Origin of the sequence: Sphingomonas tabacisoli, assembly GCF_042678385.1 — a bacterium.
In the GTDB taxonomy this organism is placed as follows: Bacteria; Pseudomonadota; Alphaproteobacteria; order Sphingomonadales; family Sphingomonadaceae; genus Sphingomonas_B; species Sphingomonas_B tabacisoli.
The window spans coordinates 1,169,728-1,186,209 of record NZ_JBHUDY010000001.1 but is presented as its reverse complement, the minus strand read 5'-3'; the positions used below and the strand labels follow the sequence as shown (position 1 = coordinate 1,186,209).

Below are 16,482 nucleotides of genomic sequence, written 5' to 3'. Positions count from 1 at the left end.
CCGCTTTCGCGGGAATGACAGGATTGTGGAATCTATGCTGCGGGCTTTCTTTTCTCTCCTCCTTGCCCTTCTCGCCACGCCGGCGCTCGCCGCCCCGAGGGTGGCGATCAAGACGTCGCTCGGCACGATCCTGGTCGAGGTGAACGAGCGGGCGGCGCCGATCTCGTCCAAGAACTTCCTTCGCTATGTCGATGCGGGGAAGCTTGACGGGACGACGTTCTATAGGGCGGCGCGCTCGCCATCGGCGCCGCAGTTCGGGCTGATCCAGGGCGGCATCGACCACGACATGCGCCGCGCCTTTTTCTCGATCGACCATGAGCCGACCAGCAAGACCGGCCTCAAGCATGTGGACGGCACGCTCTCGATGGCGCGCAATGCGCCGGGCACGGCGATGGGCGACTTCTTCATCTGCGTGGGCGCCCAGCCTTCGCTCGACGCCCGCGGAAATTATCCCGGCTATGCCGCGTTCGGCCGCGTCATAAGCGGCATGGGCGTCGTGAAGAAAATCCTCGCCGCGCCCACCTGGGTCGGCCGCGGATCGGGCGCGCTGAAGGGTCAGATGATGATGAAGCGCGTGCCGATCATCTCCGCCAAGCGCGTATCCTAGGTCTTCAGCCGGTAGCCGGTACGGAAAATCCAGGCGACGACGGCCAGGCAGACGAGGAAGATCGCGAGCGTGATCCCGAAGCTCAGGCCGACCGCGACGTCCGAGGTGCTGTAGAAGCTCCAGCGGAAGGCGCTGATCAGATAAACGATCGGGTTGAACAGGGTCACCGTGCGCCACGGCTCGGCGAGCATGTCGATCGAATAGAAGGCGCCGCCGAGGAAGGTCATCGGCGTGATGACGAGCAGGGGGATGACCTGCAGCTTCTCGAAGCCTGTCGCCCAGATGCCGATGATGAAGCCGAACAGGCAGAAGGTCGCCGCGATCACCAGCAGGAAAGCGATCATCACCAGCGGATGATCGATGTGCACGGGCACGAACAGATTGGCGGTGATCAGGATGACGAGCGCGACCGTCACTGCCTTGGTCATTGCCGCGCCGACATAGCCCAGCACCGTCTCGAACGCGCTCAAGGGCGCCGAGAGGATTTCGTAGATCGTGCCGGTGAAGCGGGGCATGTGGATGCCGAAGGAGGCGTTGAAGATGCTCTCGGTGAACAGCGACAGCATCATCAGCCCCGGCACGATGAATCCGCCATAGGGCACGCCGCCCACCTGGCTCATTCGCGAGCCGATCGCCGATCCGAACACGATGAAATAAAGTGATGTGGTGATGACGGGCACCGCAAGCCCGGTCCACAATGTCCGCGCGAAGCGGTGCATTTCGAATTTGTAGATGGCGAGCACGCCGCGCCAGTTCATGCCGCCTTCTCCTGATGGACGAGGCTGACGAAGATGTCCTCGAGCGAGCTTTCGCGCGTCGCCAGATCCTTGAAGCCGATGCCGAGGTCGGTCAGCCGCTTGATCAGCGAGGCGATGCCGGTGCGTTCCGCGTTGGCGTCGAACGCGTAGAGCAGTGCGTTGCCGTCGTCGCGCAGCTCGAGCGGCCATTCGGCAAGCTCGGGCGGGATCGCCGTCATCGGCTCGGCCAGCTTCAAGGTCAGCTCGCGCTTGCCGAGCTTCGCCATCAGCGCCTGCGTCTCCTCGACAAGGATCAACTCGCCATGGCTGATGACGCCGACCCGGTCGGCCATTTCCTGCGCTTCCTCGATATAGTGGGTCGTCAGGATGATGGTGACGCCCTGGTCGCGGAGCTGGCGAACCATGTCCCACATGCCGCGCCTGAGCTCGACGTCCACGCCGGCGCTGGGTTCGTCGAGGAACAAGATGCGCGGTTCGTGGCTGAGCGCCTTGGCGATCATCACCCGCCGCTTCATGCCACCGGACAGTTCCTTGATCTTGGTCGCCCGCTTGTCCCACAGCGAAAGCTGCTTCAGCAGGCTTTCGATCAAGGCCGGATTACGTGGCTTGCCGAACAGGCCGCGGCTGAAGCTGACCGTGTCCCACACCGTCTCGAACGCGTCCGTGGTCAGCTCCTGGGGCACGAGGCCGATCGCGCCGCGCGTCTGGCGAAAGCCGGAGATGATGTCGTGCCCGTCGACCGTCACCTTGCCTTCGGTCGGCCGGACGATACCGCAGACGATGCCGATCAGGGTGGTCTTGCCCGCGCCGTTGGGGCCGAGCAGCGCGAAAATCTCGCCGCGCCCGATTTCCAGATCGACCGACTTCAGCGCCTGATGGCCGGAATCGTAAGTCTTGCTCAGCCCGGCGATGCGGATGATCGGGTCCATGCTGTTCCAGGTAGCGGTTCGGACGCCCTTAGCGCAACCGCGGTCTTGACCCTGCCCCTCCCCGCCCCGATCAGGCATCGCAATGCGGACGTGGCGGAATCGGTAGACGCTGGAGACTTAAAATCTTCTGCCCAATGGGCGTGCGGGTTCGAGTCCCGCCGTCCGCACCAGCGAAATGCGCTGGGGCTTCGACTCAACGAAGCGCGGAATATGCCATTGCGGCGCAGTAAAAGAGCAATCTTGGTAGGGCTCTTGGCTCCGTTTACCAATTAACCATCAGCTGCGTTACGCACCCTCTCCTTCTTAGCGCCGGGGAGACTATCGCCTTTTCCTACATCTATACTGTGGTTTAACGGCGTTTAACCATCGCCGAATATTCTTTGTTAAGACCTTGGGTGGCACCCCGTTCTGCAATGATTGGGGGAAATCCAATGACTGGACGCCTTCGGACCTTGTTGCGCAGCGCCGCTCTCGCCGCTCTGGCAACGTCCTCACCGAGCTTTGCCGATGACTGGGTGATCGAGCCGATCACCGGTCTGGAGACCCCGACCAAGCCGCTCTACGGCACGCTCGATCCGTTCTACGGCGCGATCAGCCCGTTCTATGGAACCCTCACACCCTTCTACGGCAACATCTCGCCGTTCTGGGGCAGCCTCAATCCGTTCTACGGAAACCTGACGCCTTTCTGGGGCGACCTGAATCCGTTCTACAGCAACATCGGCGCTGCTACCGCGACCTCCCCGGCGCTGAGCGACATCGGCCATTATTGGGAGCAATTCGGCGCCCAATGGCAGGGCAAGGAGTCGCTGTGGACCGGTCTGCTGACCACGGTGCAGCTCCAGACGCAGTTCAACAAGATGGTCGCGGATGCGCAGACCTTCTGGGGCCCGTCGGTGACGGCCACGACCGGCAAGAGCTTCCAGGATGCTTTCCTGAAGCCGCTCTACGCCAAATACGGCATCGATCCGAACCGTCCGCTCACGCTGACCTCCATGTCGAGCACCAAGCGCTCTCAGTTCTTCCTGGACTGGTACGACGGGCTGATGGCCTATTCGGGCACGGACCGCGTCGACCACTGGATGCGCGAAGTGAACTGGACGCCGGCGATCACCCAGCAACAGGGTTCCGGAACGCGCGCCATCATCGGACTGCTCGACGGCACCGCGACGAGCGACCCCGACATAGCCGACAACGTCGCCTATTCGGGCGGCTACAACTCGCTGGTGAACGGCCACGGCGTCGGCGTCGCCAGCCTGATGGTCGCCGCGCACGACGGCAAGGGTGTGATGGGCATCGCGCCCAACGCGACGGTCATCGCGTACAACCCCTTCGACGCCACCAACACGGCATCGTGGAGCGCGGTGCGGCAGGGCATTCTGTCGCTGGCGTCGCGCAATGCGAGCGTCATCAACATGTCGCTCGGCCAGCCCGGCTATGTGCTGCATCCCGACTGGCGGAAGATCTTCTTCGATCCCGCGGTCTACCAGGCGACGCAAGGCCGCGTGTTCGTGATGGCCGCGGGCAATGACGGCGTCGTTCAGACGGGCAGCATGCGCTGGGACTGGTCGCGCGACCCGAACCTGATCCTCGTCGGATCGACCGACATCAACGGCAACATCTCCACCTTCTCGAACACGCCGGGCGACACCTGCCTGACCGATGGCACCGGCGCCTGCCGCGAAAAGCTCATGAACCGCTTCATGGTCGCGCCGGGCGAGCTCATGCTCGTCCCCGATGGCCAGGGCGGCTTCGTTCGCCGCAACGGCACTTCCTTTGCCGCCCCGCTGGTTTCCGGCGCGATCACGCTGCTGCATGACCGCTGGCCCTGGCTGGCTCAGCATCCGAAGGAAACGGTCGACATCCTGCTGAATTCGGCAAAGGACCTGGGCGCGCCGGGCGTGGATCCGGTCTATGGCCATGGTCTGCTCGACGTCCAGGCCTCGCAGTCGCCGCTCGATTTCAACAAGCTGCAGTTCTTCGAGGTGCGCAAAGGCGTCATGACGCCGAAAGCGGCCCCCGACCTCCGCGCTGCCGGCATCGATACGACCTGGGAAGCGGACGGCGTGTATTTCAACCTTTACGAGCCGATCGGCGAGACCTTCCGCGACTTCTCGGTGCCGGTCTCCAGCCTGCTGGTCGGCAAGGTCGGCACGCTCACCGGCGCTTCGGAATATTTCCAGCGCTTCGTCGAAGGCCGGCTCAAGGATTGGGTCAGCGGCAAGACCGCGTCCTTCTCCGATTTCACCGCCGTTCGGATGATCGACACGCCGACGCTGCAAGTGACGGCATCGACGACCGGCCCGCGCGCGACCTATTTCGGTTCGCTGCGCCCGGAGATGCCGCACACGGCGATGCGCATCGCCAATCCGTCCGGGGGCTTCGGCTTTTCGGTCGGCTTCGGCGACGGCTCGCTCGCGCTGAATGGCCAAAGCGGCTTCGGCCTCGCCACCGATCACGATACGCAAGGCGGCGTCAATCCTGTGCTCGGCCTTGCTTCGGGCGGCGCGTTCGCGGCCGCCGACGCAAAGCTGAGCGACTCGACGACATTGTCGGTCGGCTTCACCCAGCAACGGCTAGTGCATGGACGCTCGGCCGCGCTGACCGATGCCGAGCGGCAGGCCTATCGCGGTGTCGACCCGTTCTTGGCGGACGGCCTCAACATCCGTATCACGCATCAGGCGAGCGCCGGGCTGACGCTCAGCGCATCGCTGGCACGGGTGCATGAGCATAACGGCCTGCTCGGCGTGCAGTCGCGTTTGCAGAGCGATCTCGGCAACGGCGCGATCACCGACACGGCGACGATGTCTGCAACGCTGGAAGTGGGCGGCGGCTTCACGCTCGCCGCCTCGGGCACGGCCGGCCGCACGCACGCCGGAGCGTCGAGTCAGGGCTTCAGCACCGGCTCGGGCGGGATCCTCAGTTCCGCCTTCGCTTTCTCGGCGACCAAGACCGGCCTTCTCGGCCATGGCGACGCGCTGCGCGTCTCGCTGGTCCAGCCGCTGCACATCGAATCCGGCAAGCTCAGCTACCGCTCGGTCGGCGTCGTCAACCGCGAGACCGGCGAGCTGGGCGTGGTCGATCAGCGCTTCGGCGTCGGCGGCCAGAACAGGCCCTATGCCGCCGAGCTGCTCTATGCAGCACCGCTGCCGGGCGACCGGGCCGAGATCGGCCTGTTCGGCCGCGCCGACCTTCAATCAGACCAGAATGTTAACCAATTCGCAGTTGGAGGCCGTCTAAACGTCCACTTCTAGTGAACGCGGGTCGCCTCCGAAGACAACGACGAGAACGGGCAATCACACAAAGCGTCGGCGCAGAGCGCGGATGCGAGGGGAATGTGTCATGAAGTTCAAGGCGTTCACGATTGCGTTGCTTGGCACCACTCTGCTCGCGATGGGCCCCACGGGCGCAGCATTCGCGGAGACCGCCGGGCGCGCCCGCAGCTTCGATAGCGAAGTCGCCTCCGCCAAGGCCGCGATGATGGGCGATCCCGAAGCGGCCCTCGCCCATGCCCGCGCCGCCACCGAGCTCAGCAACGGCATATCGCATCATTCCGAGCGCGCGATCGCCGTGGCTACCGGCGAATGGCTGCAAAGCGAAGCGCTCATGCGGGTCAACAAACCCGCCGAGGGGCGCAAGCTTGCCGACCAGGGCCTGGCGACCGTCACCCGGCTTGCGCCGCGCACCAAGCTCAATGGCGATCTGTTGAAGGCGCGTGCCGCGATCGAAGTGCTGATGGGCTCGGTTCAGCCGGCGCTGACCGATTTCCTCTCCGCATATGACATCTACCGCTCGCTGGGGGACACGCGCAGCCAAGCCATCGTTCTGCAGAACCTAGGCTCGCTCTATCTCGACGCGCGCGATTATGAACGCTCGCTGCGCTATTATCAGCAAGCCAATGAAGTGCATTCTGCCGATCCGGTGCTGGCGCTCACCGCGCACAACAACCGCGGCAATGCCTTCAAGGAACTCGGCCGCTACAAGGATGCCGAGGCGGAGTTCCAGCTCGCCCTGACCGCAGCGAAGGCCAGCGAAAGCGATCTGCTTCAGGCGCGCATTCTTTCAAACCTCGCCTCGGCGCAGATGCTGGAGGGCAAGCTCGACCAGGCAGAGAGCACGGCGCGTCTGGGCCTGCGGATTTCGCAGCGCGCAGCCGTCGGCTGGGAGCCGTATCTTTGGGGCGTGCGCGCGCAGATCGCGCTGGCCCGCGGGGATCTCGGCGGCGCTCGCGCGCTGATCGAAAAGACCTTTGCCGGCGTTGAACTCGAGCACTCCACCGCGCCCTATCGCGATTTCCACGACACGGCGCGGCAGATCTATATCCGCGCCGGCGATGCGCCGCTGGCGTTCCGCCATCTGGCGGCGCTGAAGCGGCTCGACGACGAAGCGCGCGAGGTCGCGGCCACGACGAGTTCGGCGCTGATGGCCGCCCGCTTCGACGCCGCCAATCAGGAAACGCGGATCGCGAAGTTGAAAGCCGAACGTCTCACGCGCGAAGCGGACCTGGCAGCGTCGCGGCAGCGGGTCCAGCAGCTGACCATGATCGGCTCCATCGGCCTGCTGACGGCGCTGACCATCTTCACGATCGGCTTCTTCGCCTATCGCGCGATCCGCCGCAGCCGCAATCGGGTTGCCGAAGCGAACGTGAAGCTCAATCACGCCGCCCGCCACGACGCGCTGACCGGGCTGCCGAACCGCCGCTTCATCCGCGAGCTGCTGCACGACGCGCTCAGCGTGCAGCCGAAGCGCAGTTGCGCGCTGATGCTGATCGACCTGGACCGTTTCAAGTCGGTCAACGACACGCTTGGCCACGAGGCCGGCGACGCCTTGCTGCTCGAAGTCGGCAACCGCCTGCACGAAGTGCTTCCGGAAGGCGCCTTTGCCGGCCGCCTGGGCGGCGACGAGTTCGCGGCGATCGTCCAGGATGTGGAGCCGGCGAAACTGGAAGAGATCGCCGGAAGCGTCGTCGAAGCGCTCTCCGCGCCTTATCCTGTCGTCGGCGCGACCGCGACGATCGGCGCTTCCATCGGCATCGCGACCGCGGAAAGCGAAGCGACCACGGTCGACCTGCTGACCCGCAATGCCGACCTCGCGCTATACTGCTCGAAGCATCAAGGACGCGGCAAATACACGCATTTCGTTCCCGCCATGCTGGACGAAGCCGACGAGCGCCGCCGCATGGAAGCGGACCTCCGCGTGGCCCTGACCGAAAAGCAGTTCAGCATCGCCTATCAGCCGATCGTCGACGCCGAACGCAACGAAGTGGTGGCGTTCGAGGCGCTGCTCCGCTGGAATCACCCGACTCGCGGCGAAGTGTCGCCCGAGCGGTTTATTCCAGTCGCCGAGGATGCCGGCCTGATCCGCGGCATCGGCGAATGGGTGCTGCGCACGGCCTGTGCCGAGGCTGCCCGCTGGCCCGAGCATGTGAAGCTGGCGGTGAATCTCTCGGCCCTGCAGGTCGAGGCCGACGGCCTGCTGGCGAATGTGCTGAGCGCTCTCGCTCATACCGGGCTGGCGCCGGAGCGGCTGGAGTTCGAGGTCACGGAGTCGGTCTATCTTCGCGAGGGACCGGCGACGGGCAAGACGCTGGAAGCGCTCAAGTCTCTGGGCGTCGGCCTGGCGCTCGACGATTTCGGCACAGGCTATTCGTCGCTCGGCTATCTGCAGCGCGCCGAATTCTCGAAGATCAAGATCGACCGCAGCTTCGTAAAGGCCGCCGCCAACGGCTGTCAGGAAAGCCTGGCGATCATCCAGGCGATCATCTCGATGGCGAAGGGCCTGGGCATGACGACGACGGCCGAGGGCGTCGAAACCGAGGCGGAGCGCAAGCTGGTCCGCGATCTTGGTTGCACGCTGATCCAGGGCTTCCTCGTCGGCCGGCCGGAGCGCGCCGAACATTCCGATAGCCCGGCGGTCGCGGAAGAGGCGGTCGAGCTCAAAGTGCCCGTGCGCCGGCGCACCTCCCGCGCGGCATGAACCAGCAGCGTGCTCCCGAGCGATCCTCGTTTCACCTGAATCGCCGGGCGCACCCGCGTTACTCTCTGGTTCGACGGCCGGCCGTGCTGCACACGGCCACCGCCCGAGAACCATGCGTCGTTCGCAACATTTCCACCGGCGGCCTGATGGCCTCGATTTTCCACCCGCGACTTCCCGGCGAGGATGTCCGGGTGGAACTCGTTCCGGGGGAGTTGATCGAGGGATCAATCCTCTGGACGCGTGATTGGAGCATCGGAATCGCGTTCAAGAAGACCGTCGATGTCGACCGCTTGCTGGCGCAACAATGGGTTGAGGAAGCGCGGGAGGAGCGCCGCAGCAGCCCCCGCCTCGAGATCGACTGCCGGGCGACGCTGCGCGTCAACGCCCGCTTCTACTATGGACGGGCGCGGGACATCTCATCCGGCGGCGCGCGGTTCGAGACATCTCAATCGCTGAAGAAGCCGGGCCCGGCCGTCCTGATGCTTCCCGACCTGCCGCCGCTCAGAAGCGAGATCCGGTGGACGCAAGGCAATGAGTTCGGCCTTGCCTTTGACGAAATAATCCCGGCCGAAGCGCTTGAGCGCTGGGTCGCGGACCGATCTCACCAAGCCTGAGGAAAGACTCCGCCCCGGCGCTTGCAATACCGGGGCGGAGCAGTTGGCCTACTCGTATCTGAGCGCCCGGATCGGGTTGGCGCTGGCGACACGGATCGCGTGCACGGCGATCGTGCCGATCGCGATCAGCAGCGCCAGCAAGCCGGCGGCGAGGAACGGCGTCGGCCCAAGCGCGATGCGGTCGTCGAACGTGTTCAGCCAGTCGCGCATCACGTACCAGGCGATCGGCCAGGCGATCAGGTTGGCGATGATCACCGGACGGGTGAACTGCCACACCAGCAGCCGGACGATGTCGCGGCTGCGCGCGCCCATCACCTTGCGGATGCCGATCTCCTTGGTCCGGCGCTCGGCAGTAAAGGTGGCGAGGCCGAACAGGCCGAGGCATCCGACGATGACCGCGAGCACCGCGAAACCGGCAAAGGTCTTCGCCCGCGCGTCTTCCGCCTTGTAGAGCTTCTCGATGATGTCCTCGCTGAACTTGGCGTCGAACGGCGCGTCGCTGACGATGCGTTTCCACACCTGCTCGACGTCGCTGCGCACCTTGTCCGGGTTGGCGGAGCTGTAGCGGACCAGGATGGCGTCGAGGTTGTTCTTCGCGTAGCGGAACATGATCGGCTCCAGCGGCTCGCGGATCGAGCGGAAGCGGCTGTCCTGCACCACGCCGATGATGTTGATCGGCACCAGCCCCAGCTCGTCGGGCGTGCCGAAGCCGCCGCCCTTGAACTGCTTGCCGACCGCATCGGCGGGGTTGCGGAAGCCGAGCCGCTTCGCGCCCAGCTCGTTGATCACTACGTTAGCGCCGCGGGCAACGAACGCCTGCTCCGCAGCCTTGTCCTCCGGGAACGGCAGCGTCGCATCGTCCATCGGGCGCGCGGTGTCGAAGCTGCGTCCCGCGATCAGCTTGATGCCCATGGTGTCGAAGAATTTGGTATCGACCGAGTAGGTGCCGAGCGTGACCGCCTCGGCCTTGCCCGGCACCGAAATGCCGGTGTTCGAGCTGTTCGTGGTCGCAATGCCGATCGACGAGCGGCCGACCGATTTCACGCCATTCACGCGGGAGATTTCGGCCACAAGCGTGTCGCTGAGCGGCACGATTTGGCGCCGCGCCGCGCCAGTGAGCTGCAGTAGCCCCTCGCGCTGATAGCCCGGATCGGTCGTGCGGGCGTAGACGGTCTGGGTATAGACGATCGCCGTGCAGATGATCAGGCCGATCGAGACCGCGAACTGGCCGACGACGAGGATGTTGCGCAGCCGCCCGGAGCCCGGCGTCTCTGCCGCCGACCGGTTGGCCTTCAGCACCGCCGAAGGCTGGAAGCGCGACAGGAAGAACGCCGGATACAGGCCGCCGAGCAGGCCGACGAGCAGCACCAGTGCGAACACCGGCAGCAGGATACCGTCGCGCCCGAAATAATGCAGGTCGAGATCGGCATCGAGGAAGCGCGAGAAGCCGGGCGCGAGCAGCTCGACCAGCGCCAGCGCGACCATCATCGCGATCGTCGCGACGATGATCGATTCCCCGACAAACTGAACGATGAGCTGCGGACGCGCCGCGCCCAGCACCTTGCGAAGCGCGACTTCCCGCGCCCGCTGGCTGGCCCGCGCCGTGGACAGGTTGGTGAAGTTCACGCACGCCATGCCGAGGATCAGCAGCGCGATCACGCCGAAGGTCAGAATCGTGCGGCGGTCGTTACCCGGCGTCGAAGCGCCGTTCTGCGCCTTGCCGAGATGGACGTCGCGGACGTTGACCAGGTGATAGTCGGAATCGTCACCCTGGTTATATTTGCGGTCGCCGAACGTCTCGTCGGGGATGTTGCGCTTTTCCCAGGCCTTTTCGTCGGCCGCGATCACCTTGGGATCGCTGCCGGGCTTGAGCGCGGCGTACCACCAGCCGGACTGCCATCCCCATTGGGTCAGGAATTCGGTCTGCTCCGCCCAATAGGTGACCGGATCGTAGCGGGCGACCATGTTGAACTTCATATGGCTGTTCTTCGGCAGGTCCTTGAACACCGCCGTCACGCGGTGATCGACCGGCTTGCCGCGCAGCATGACGGTCAGCGTTTTCCCGATCGGATCCTCGCTGCCGAATAGTTTCTGCGCCTGGCTTTCCGACAGCGCGACCGAGCCCACGTCCTTCAGCGCCGTGCGCGGATCGCCCTTCACCAGCGGGAACTGGAAGATGTCGAAGAACGGGCCACTAACGAGCGATCCATTGTCGACCGCGATCGCCTCGCCATTCCGAATGACTGTAAAGCCGCCCGCCGACACATAAACCATGCGCTCGACCTGCGGATAATCCTTCTTCAAGGCTGAACCGGCGGCATAAGCGGCCATCTGCAGGTTCTGATCCTCGCCTGTCTGGTGGTCATGATACCAGGTCTGGAGCTGGTAGATGTTCTCCGAATTCGGCAGCCACCGGTCGAAGCTCAGCTCGTAGCGCACGAACAGCAGGATCATCAGGCACGCGGCCATGCCGATCGCGAGGCCCAGGATGTTGATCAGCGCATAGGCCCGGTTCTTCATCAGGGACCGGAGGCCGACTGTCAGATAGTTCCGCCACATGGGGCTGCTTTCCTCTTCTTCTATTCGTAGCGCAGGGCGCGGATCGGGTTGGCGCTGGCGATCTTGACCGCATGCGCCGCGATCGTGCCGACGGCGATGACGAGCGCGAGCAGGCCGGCCGCCAGGAACGGCGTCGGCCCAAGTGCGATGCGATCGTCGAACTTGTTCAGCCAGTCTCGCATCACCCACCAGGCGACCGGCCAGGCGATCAGGTTGGCGATGATGACCGGCCGGGTGAACTGCCACACCAGCAGCCGCACGATGTCGCGGGTGCGCGCACCCATCACCTTGCGGATGCCGATTTCCTTGGTGCGGCGGTCCGCGGTGAAGGCGGCCAGCCCGAACAGGCCCAGGCAGCCGACGACCACGGACAGCAGCGCGAAGGCGGCGAAGGTCTGCGCCCGCGCATCCTCGGCCTTGTAGAGCTTGCCGATGATGTCGTCGCTATACTTGGCGTTGAACGGCACTTCCGTGGTGATGCCGCGCCACATCTGCTCGAGCCCGCGGCGCACGGCTTCCGGATCGCCCTTGAAGCGGACGATCATGTGCGTCTGGCCGCCCCCACCTGCGCGCTGGTTGATGAACATGATCGGGTCGAGCGGCTGCTTGATCGAGCGGAAGCGGCTGTCTTTCACGACGCCGACCACCGTGACCGGCACCAGTCCGAACTCGTCCTTCACGATCGCCGCTCGGAAGGTCTTGCCGACGACGTCGGCTGGATGCTTGTAGCCGAGCCGCTGCGCCGCCAGCTCGTTGATCACGATGTTGGCACCGCGCTGCGCCAGGTTGCGCTGCGCATTGTCGTCCGGCGGGAACGGCAGGCTGGCGTCGTCCAGCGGCCGCTTGTCATCGAACCAGCGGCCAGCCAGCAGCCTCAGCCCCATCGCGTCGAGGAAGCCGGTATCGACCTGGTAGAAGCCGATATTGACCGGATCCTTCTTGCCCGGAAGCATGACGCCGGTGTTGTTGTTGTTATCGGTCGCGATGCCGATCGACGTGCGGCCCACCGCCTCCACGCCCGGCACGCGGCGCGCGCGCTCGGCGATCATCTCGCCCTTGTCGAGCAGTTGATAGCGGCTGAGCTCGCCGACCTGGATGATATGGTCGCGCTTGTAGCCGGGATCGACCGTGCGGGCGTAGACGGTCTGCGCGTAGATTACGCCGGTGCAGATGATCAGCCCGATCGAGACGGCGAACTGGCCGACGACCAGCACCTGGCGGAGCCGGCCCGAGCCGGGCGTTTCCGCCGAGGACTTGTTCGCGCGCAGCACCGAGGCGGGCTGGAAGCGCGAGATGAAAAAGGCCGGATAGAGCCCGCCCAGGATGCCGACCACTGCGACGAGCAGCAGCACTGGCAGCATGATCCCGCCCTGCCCGAAATAGCTGACGCGCATGTCCGCATCCAGGAAGGCCGAGAAGGCCGGCATCGCCAGCTCGACGATCGCGAGCGCGATAACCATCGACAGGAACGTGACGATCACCGATTCCCCGATGAACTGCACGATCAACTGCTGACGGGTCGCTCCCAGCACCTTGCGCAGCGCCACTTCGCGTGCCCGCTGGCTGGCCCGGGCGGTCGACAGGTTGGTGAAGTTCACCACCGCCATGCCGAGGATCAGCAGCGCGATCACCGCAAAGGTGATGATCGACGTCTTGTCATTGCCCGGCGTCATCGACGCGTCCTGCGCCTTGCCCAGATGCACGTCGCGCATGTTGATCAGGTGCCAGTCGCCGTAATCGCCGGCGTTGAAGCGGGCCTCGCCGACATTCTGGTCGGGGATGTTGCGCTTTTCCCAGGCCTTCATCTGCGACTGGATCGTGTTGATGTCGGTGCCGTTCTTGGTGCGGACATACACCCAGCCGGAATTGCAGCCCCAGCAGGTCAGGAAATCGGGCTCGGTCGCAAAGAAGCTCTGGAAGTCGATGCGAGCGATCGCGCTGGCAGCGAAGGAGCTGTTCTTTGGAATGTCCTTGAACACGCCGGTCACGCGGAAATCGCGCATCTTGCCCTTTGAGATGACGGTGAAGGTCTTGCCGACCACATTGGTCGTGCCGAACCGCTTCACGGCCTCGCTTTCGCTGAGGATCGCGCCGCCGACCTGCTTCAGGGCGTCCTTGCTGCCGGCGACCAGCGGCAGCGGAATCGTGTCGAGCAGGTCGCCGTCGACATAGCGGTAATTCTCGGTCGAGGTCGCCTGCCCGTCCTTGTAGAACACCGGCTCCGACGACAGCACGTAAACCGAGCTGACGATCTGCGGGAAATCCTTCCGAAGCGCGACTTGCGACGTGTAGGTCGTCATCTGACCATAGCTGTCCTCGCCCGTGTCCGGGTTCTTGAACCAGGTCTGCACCTGATAGACGTTCGCCGCCTTGGGCAGCCAATTGTCATAGCTCAGCTCGTATCGCACGAAGAGCAGGATCATCAGGCACGCGGCCATGCCGATCGCGAGCCCCAGGATGTTGATGAACGCATAGGTCCGGTTCTTCATCAGGGACCGGAGGCCGACCGTCAGGTAATTGCGCCACATATCGAGGGTCCTACTCGTAGCGAAGGGCGTGGATGGGATTGGTACGCGCGATACGGATCGCGTGGCCGGCGACTGTGCCGATCGCGATGGCGAAGGCGATCAGGCCGGCCATCAGGAACGGCCCCGGAGTCAGCGCGATGCGGGCGTCGAACTGGTTCAGCCAGTCCCGCATCAGCCACCAGGCGACCGGCCAGGCGATCAGGTTGGCGATCACGACCGGCTTGGTGAACTGCCAGACGAGCAGCCGTACGATGTCCATGACGCCGGCGCCGAACACCTTGCGGATGCCGATTTCCTTGGTTCGCCGCTCGGCGGTGAAGGCGGCAAGCCCGAACAGGCCGAGACAGGCGACGGCGACGGCGAGCCCCGCGAAACCGGCGAAGCTCCATCCCCGCGCCTGATCGACGCGGTACATTTCGGCCAGCTTGGCATCGGCATAATCGGCTTCGAACGGCACGGTCGGGACCAGTCGCTTCCAAAGTCGCGCCAGACCCTGGCGCACCGCCTCGGGCCTGGCGGCCTCGTAATGGACGATCAGCCGAGAGAAGAAGCCGTCATTCTTGTAGGCGACGGGCTCGGCTTGCTCCCGCAGCGACCGGAAACGGCTGTCTTCGACCACGCCGATGATGGTGACCGGCATCAGCCCGTTTTTCGACGACATGGCGTTGGCGCGAACGGTCTGGCCGATTGCAGCCTGCGGATCGGCAAAGCCAAGCCGCCGAGCCGCGAGCCGGTTGACCACGATGTTCGCGCCCCGTTCCGTATAGGCCTGCGCTGCCAGCTTCCGCTGCTCGGGATCGATCGGCAGAGGCGTCGCGTCTATTTCGTTTGCGCGTGACGGCAAACGACCGGCCAGCAGGCGAATTCCGGCAGTTTCGAAGAACTCGGGCGAGGCGCTGTACCAGCCGATCGTGATCGGCTTGGCGCGGCCGGGGATCTGGAAGTCCGCATTCTGCGTGTTGCTTGTGGCGGGATAGATCGTCGTTGCTCCAACCGAACGCACGCCCGGCAGGCGCGCAGCCTCGCGGATCAGCGTGTCGACGATCGGCACGACCACGGCGCGGTCGAGATTGGCGACCTGGATCAGCCCGTCGCGGCGGAAACCGGCATCGACCGTGCGCGCGAAGCGGATCTGGCCGTAGACGACCAAAGTGCAGACGATCAGCCCGATCGAGACCGCGAATTGCGCAATCACCAGCAGCGTCCGCAGCCGGCCGGTTCCGGGCGGCTCCGCGGCCGAGCGGTTGGAACGCAGGATCGCGCCCGGCTGGAAACGGGTAAGGTAGAAGGCCGGATAGAGCCCGCCGAGCAGCCCGACCAGCAGCCAGAGACCGACGATCGGCAAGTCGATCCCGTCAGACCCCAGATAAACGAGGTGCATGTCGGTGCCGAGATAGGCAGCGATATAGGGCAGGCTCAGCTCCGCCAGCGCCAGCGCGACCAGCATGGCGAGGCCCGAGATCAGCAACGATTCGCCGAGGAACTGCGCGACGAGCTGGCGGCGCGCGGCGCCGACCAGCTTGCGCAGCGCCACTTCCCGCGCCCGCTGCCCGGCGCGCGCGGTCGCGAGATTGACGAAGTTGGCGACTGCGATGCCGAGGATCAGCAGCGCGACGATGCCGAACGTGGCGACTGTGGTACGGTCATTATCGGGGCGCAGCGGGTCGTCGCCCGTGGCGCCCGACAGATGCACGTCGCGGACATTGACCAGCCGCCAGTCGAACTCGTCGCCTTCGCTGACGATCGCGCCACCGACATTGCGCGTCGGGATGTTGCGCTTTTCCCAGGCCGGCAAGGCCGCGTTGATCGCCTCGACCGAGGCGCCGGGCCGGAGCTTTGCGTAGACGAAGCCGTTCACGCAGCCCCAGGAGCAGCTCGCGGCATCCTCCGGGTCGATGCGCGTCACCATGCCGAAGTTCATATGGCTGTGGCGCGGCAGGTCGGCGAACACGCCGGTGACGCGCAGCTCGACCTTCTCGCCGCGCTTGATGCGGGTGACGGTGCGGCCCAGCACGTCGTCGGTGCCGAACTGCTTGATCGCTTCGGTGCGGCTCATGACAAGGCTGTTCGCCTGATCGAGCGCATGACGCGGGTCGCCGCGCAGGAACGGCACGGAAATCACCTGGAAGAAGGCCGGGTCGGCCTCCAGCCAGTCGGCGAAGACCGGCTCGCCATCGCGCAGCAGGACCGGACGGCTGCCGTCCGCCCGCACGGCTGCCTCGATCTGCGGGAAATCCTTGGCGAGCGGCGCGGCGGCCGCGCCTTCGGACGCCTGCTGGATCGTGCGCACGCCGGTTTCCGGATCGGTGTGGATCAACTGGACCTGATAGGTGCGGTCCGCGTCCCGCAGCCACTGATCGAACGTGAGCTCATAGCGGACGTAAAGGAGAAGGACGATGCACGCCGCGAGCCCGATCGCGAGCCCGAAGATGTTGATGAACGCATAGGTCCGGTTCTTCTGCAATGCCCGGAGGCCCGCGATCAGGTTGCTGCGCCACATCGTCCTTCCCCCTC

At 65.1% G+C, this 16,482-nt stretch carries 9 protein-coding genes and 1 tRNA gene; 5 read left to right on the top strand and 5 right to left on the bottom strand.

Annotation, left to right across the window (positions count from 1 at the left end; translation table 11 throughout):
• Window positions 1-34 precede the first annotated feature (34 nt).
• Window positions 35-607, top strand: coding sequence for a peptidylprolyl isomerase (locus ACFSCW_RS06315; RefSeq protein WP_380887998.1), 573 nt, complete (start codon window positions 35-37; stop codon window positions 605-607).
• Here ACFSCW_RS06315 and ACFSCW_RS06310 read toward each other — a convergent pair.
• A complete protein-coding gene (locus ACFSCW_RS06310; protein WP_380887996.1) occupies window positions 604-1,365 on the bottom strand; it encodes an ABC transporter permease in 762 nt (253 codons plus the stop codon). The genes ACFSCW_RS06315 and ACFSCW_RS06310 overlap by 4 nt on opposite strands.
• A complete protein-coding gene (locus ACFSCW_RS06305) occupies window positions 1,362-2,294 on the bottom strand; it encodes an ABC transporter ATP-binding protein (RefSeq protein WP_380887994.1) in 933 nt (310 codons plus the stop codon). The genes ACFSCW_RS06310 and ACFSCW_RS06305 overlap by 4 nt, the downstream gene beginning before the upstream one ends.
• 84 nt (window positions 2,295-2,378) lie before the next feature.
• Here ACFSCW_RS06305 and ACFSCW_RS06300 point away from each other — a divergent pair.
• From ACFSCW_RS06300 to ACFSCW_RS06285, 4 genes are all read left to right on the top strand, one after another.
• Window positions 2,379-2,464, top strand: a tRNA-Leu gene (locus ACFSCW_RS06300).
• 261 nt (window positions 2,465-2,725) lie between these two features.
• Complete coding sequence (locus tag ACFSCW_RS06295) at window positions 2,726-5,545, top strand: S8 family peptidase (protein WP_380887992.1); 2,820 nt, start codon at window positions 2,726-2,728, stop codon at window positions 5,543-5,545.
• An 88-nt stretch (window positions 5,546-5,633) separates the two neighbouring features.
• On the top strand, window positions 5,634-8,267 hold the full coding sequence (locus ACFSCW_RS06290) for an EAL domain-containing protein (RefSeq protein ID WP_380887990.1): 2,634 nt from the start codon (window positions 5,634-5,636) through the stop codon (window positions 8,265-8,267).
• Complete coding sequence (locus tag ACFSCW_RS06285) at window positions 8,264-8,881, top strand: PilZ domain-containing protein (protein ID WP_380887988.1); 618 nt, start codon at window positions 8,264-8,266, stop codon at window positions 8,879-8,881. The genes ACFSCW_RS06290 and ACFSCW_RS06285 overlap by 4 nt, the downstream gene beginning before the upstream one ends.
• A gap of 48 nt (window positions 8,882-8,929) precedes the next feature.
• Here the strand turns inward: ACFSCW_RS06285 and ACFSCW_RS06280 are convergent, their stop codons facing one another.
• The 3 genes from ACFSCW_RS06280 to ACFSCW_RS06270 are packed head-to-tail and all read right to left on the bottom strand — an operon-like array spanning window position 8,930 to window position 16,468.
• Window positions 8,930-11,401, bottom strand: a complete 2,472-nt coding sequence (locus ACFSCW_RS06280; protein ID WP_380887986.1) for an ABC transporter permease — start codon at window positions 11,399-11,401, stop codon at window positions 8,930-8,932.
• A gap of 59 nt (window positions 11,402-11,460) precedes the next feature.
• Window positions 11,461-13,968 carry an ABC transporter permease gene (locus tag ACFSCW_RS06275; protein WP_380887984.1) on the bottom strand — a complete coding sequence of 836 codons (2,508 nt, stop codon included), beginning with the start codon at window positions 13,966-13,968 and terminating at the stop codon, window positions 11,461-11,463.
• A gap of 10 nt (window positions 13,969-13,978) precedes the next feature.
• Window positions 13,979-16,468 carry an ABC transporter permease gene (locus ACFSCW_RS06270; protein WP_380887982.1) on the bottom strand — a complete coding sequence of 830 codons (2,490 nt, stop codon included), beginning with the start codon at window positions 16,466-16,468 and terminating at the stop codon, window positions 13,979-13,981.
• Window positions 16,469-16,482: the final 14 nt, after the last annotated feature.

What these genes read in the sequence shown, in the direction of transcription:
- ACFSCW_RS06270 (WP_380887982.1), bottom strand. Translation starts at nt 16,468, where the DNA reads ATGTGGCGCAGCAACCTGATCGCGGGCCTCCGGGCATTGCAGAAGAAC.
- ACFSCW_RS06285 (WP_380887988.1), top strand. Translation starts at nt 8,264, where the DNA reads ATGAACCAGCAGCGTGCTCCCGAGCGATCCTCGTTTCACCTGAATCGC.
- ACFSCW_RS06305 (WP_380887994.1), bottom strand. Translation starts at nt 2,294, where the DNA reads ATGGACCCGATCATCCGCATCGCCGGGCTGAGCAAGACTTACGATTCC.
- ACFSCW_RS06280 (WP_380887986.1), bottom strand. Translation starts at nt 11,401, where the DNA reads ATGAAGAACCGGGCCTATGCGCTGATCAACATCCTGGGCCTCGCGATC.
- ACFSCW_RS06275 (WP_380887984.1), bottom strand. Translation starts at nt 13,968, where the DNA reads ATGTGGCGCAATTACCTGACGGTCGGCCTCCGGTCCCTGATGAAGAAC.
- ACFSCW_RS06315 (WP_380887998.1), top strand. Translation starts at nt 35, where the DNA reads ATGCTGCGGGCTTTCTTTTCTCTCCTCCTTGCCCTTCTCGCCACGCCG.
- ACFSCW_RS06290 (WP_380887990.1), top strand. Translation starts at nt 5,634, where the DNA reads ATGAAGTTCAAGGCGTTCACGATTGCGTTGCTTGGCACCACTCTGCTC.
- ACFSCW_RS06295 (WP_380887992.1), top strand. Translation starts at nt 2,726, where the DNA reads ATGACTGGACGCCTTCGGACCTTGTTGCGCAGCGCCGCTCTCGCCGCT.
- ACFSCW_RS06310 (WP_380887996.1), bottom strand. Translation starts at nt 1,365, where the DNA reads ATGAACTGGCGCGGCGTGCTCGCCATCTACAAATTCGAAATGCACCGC.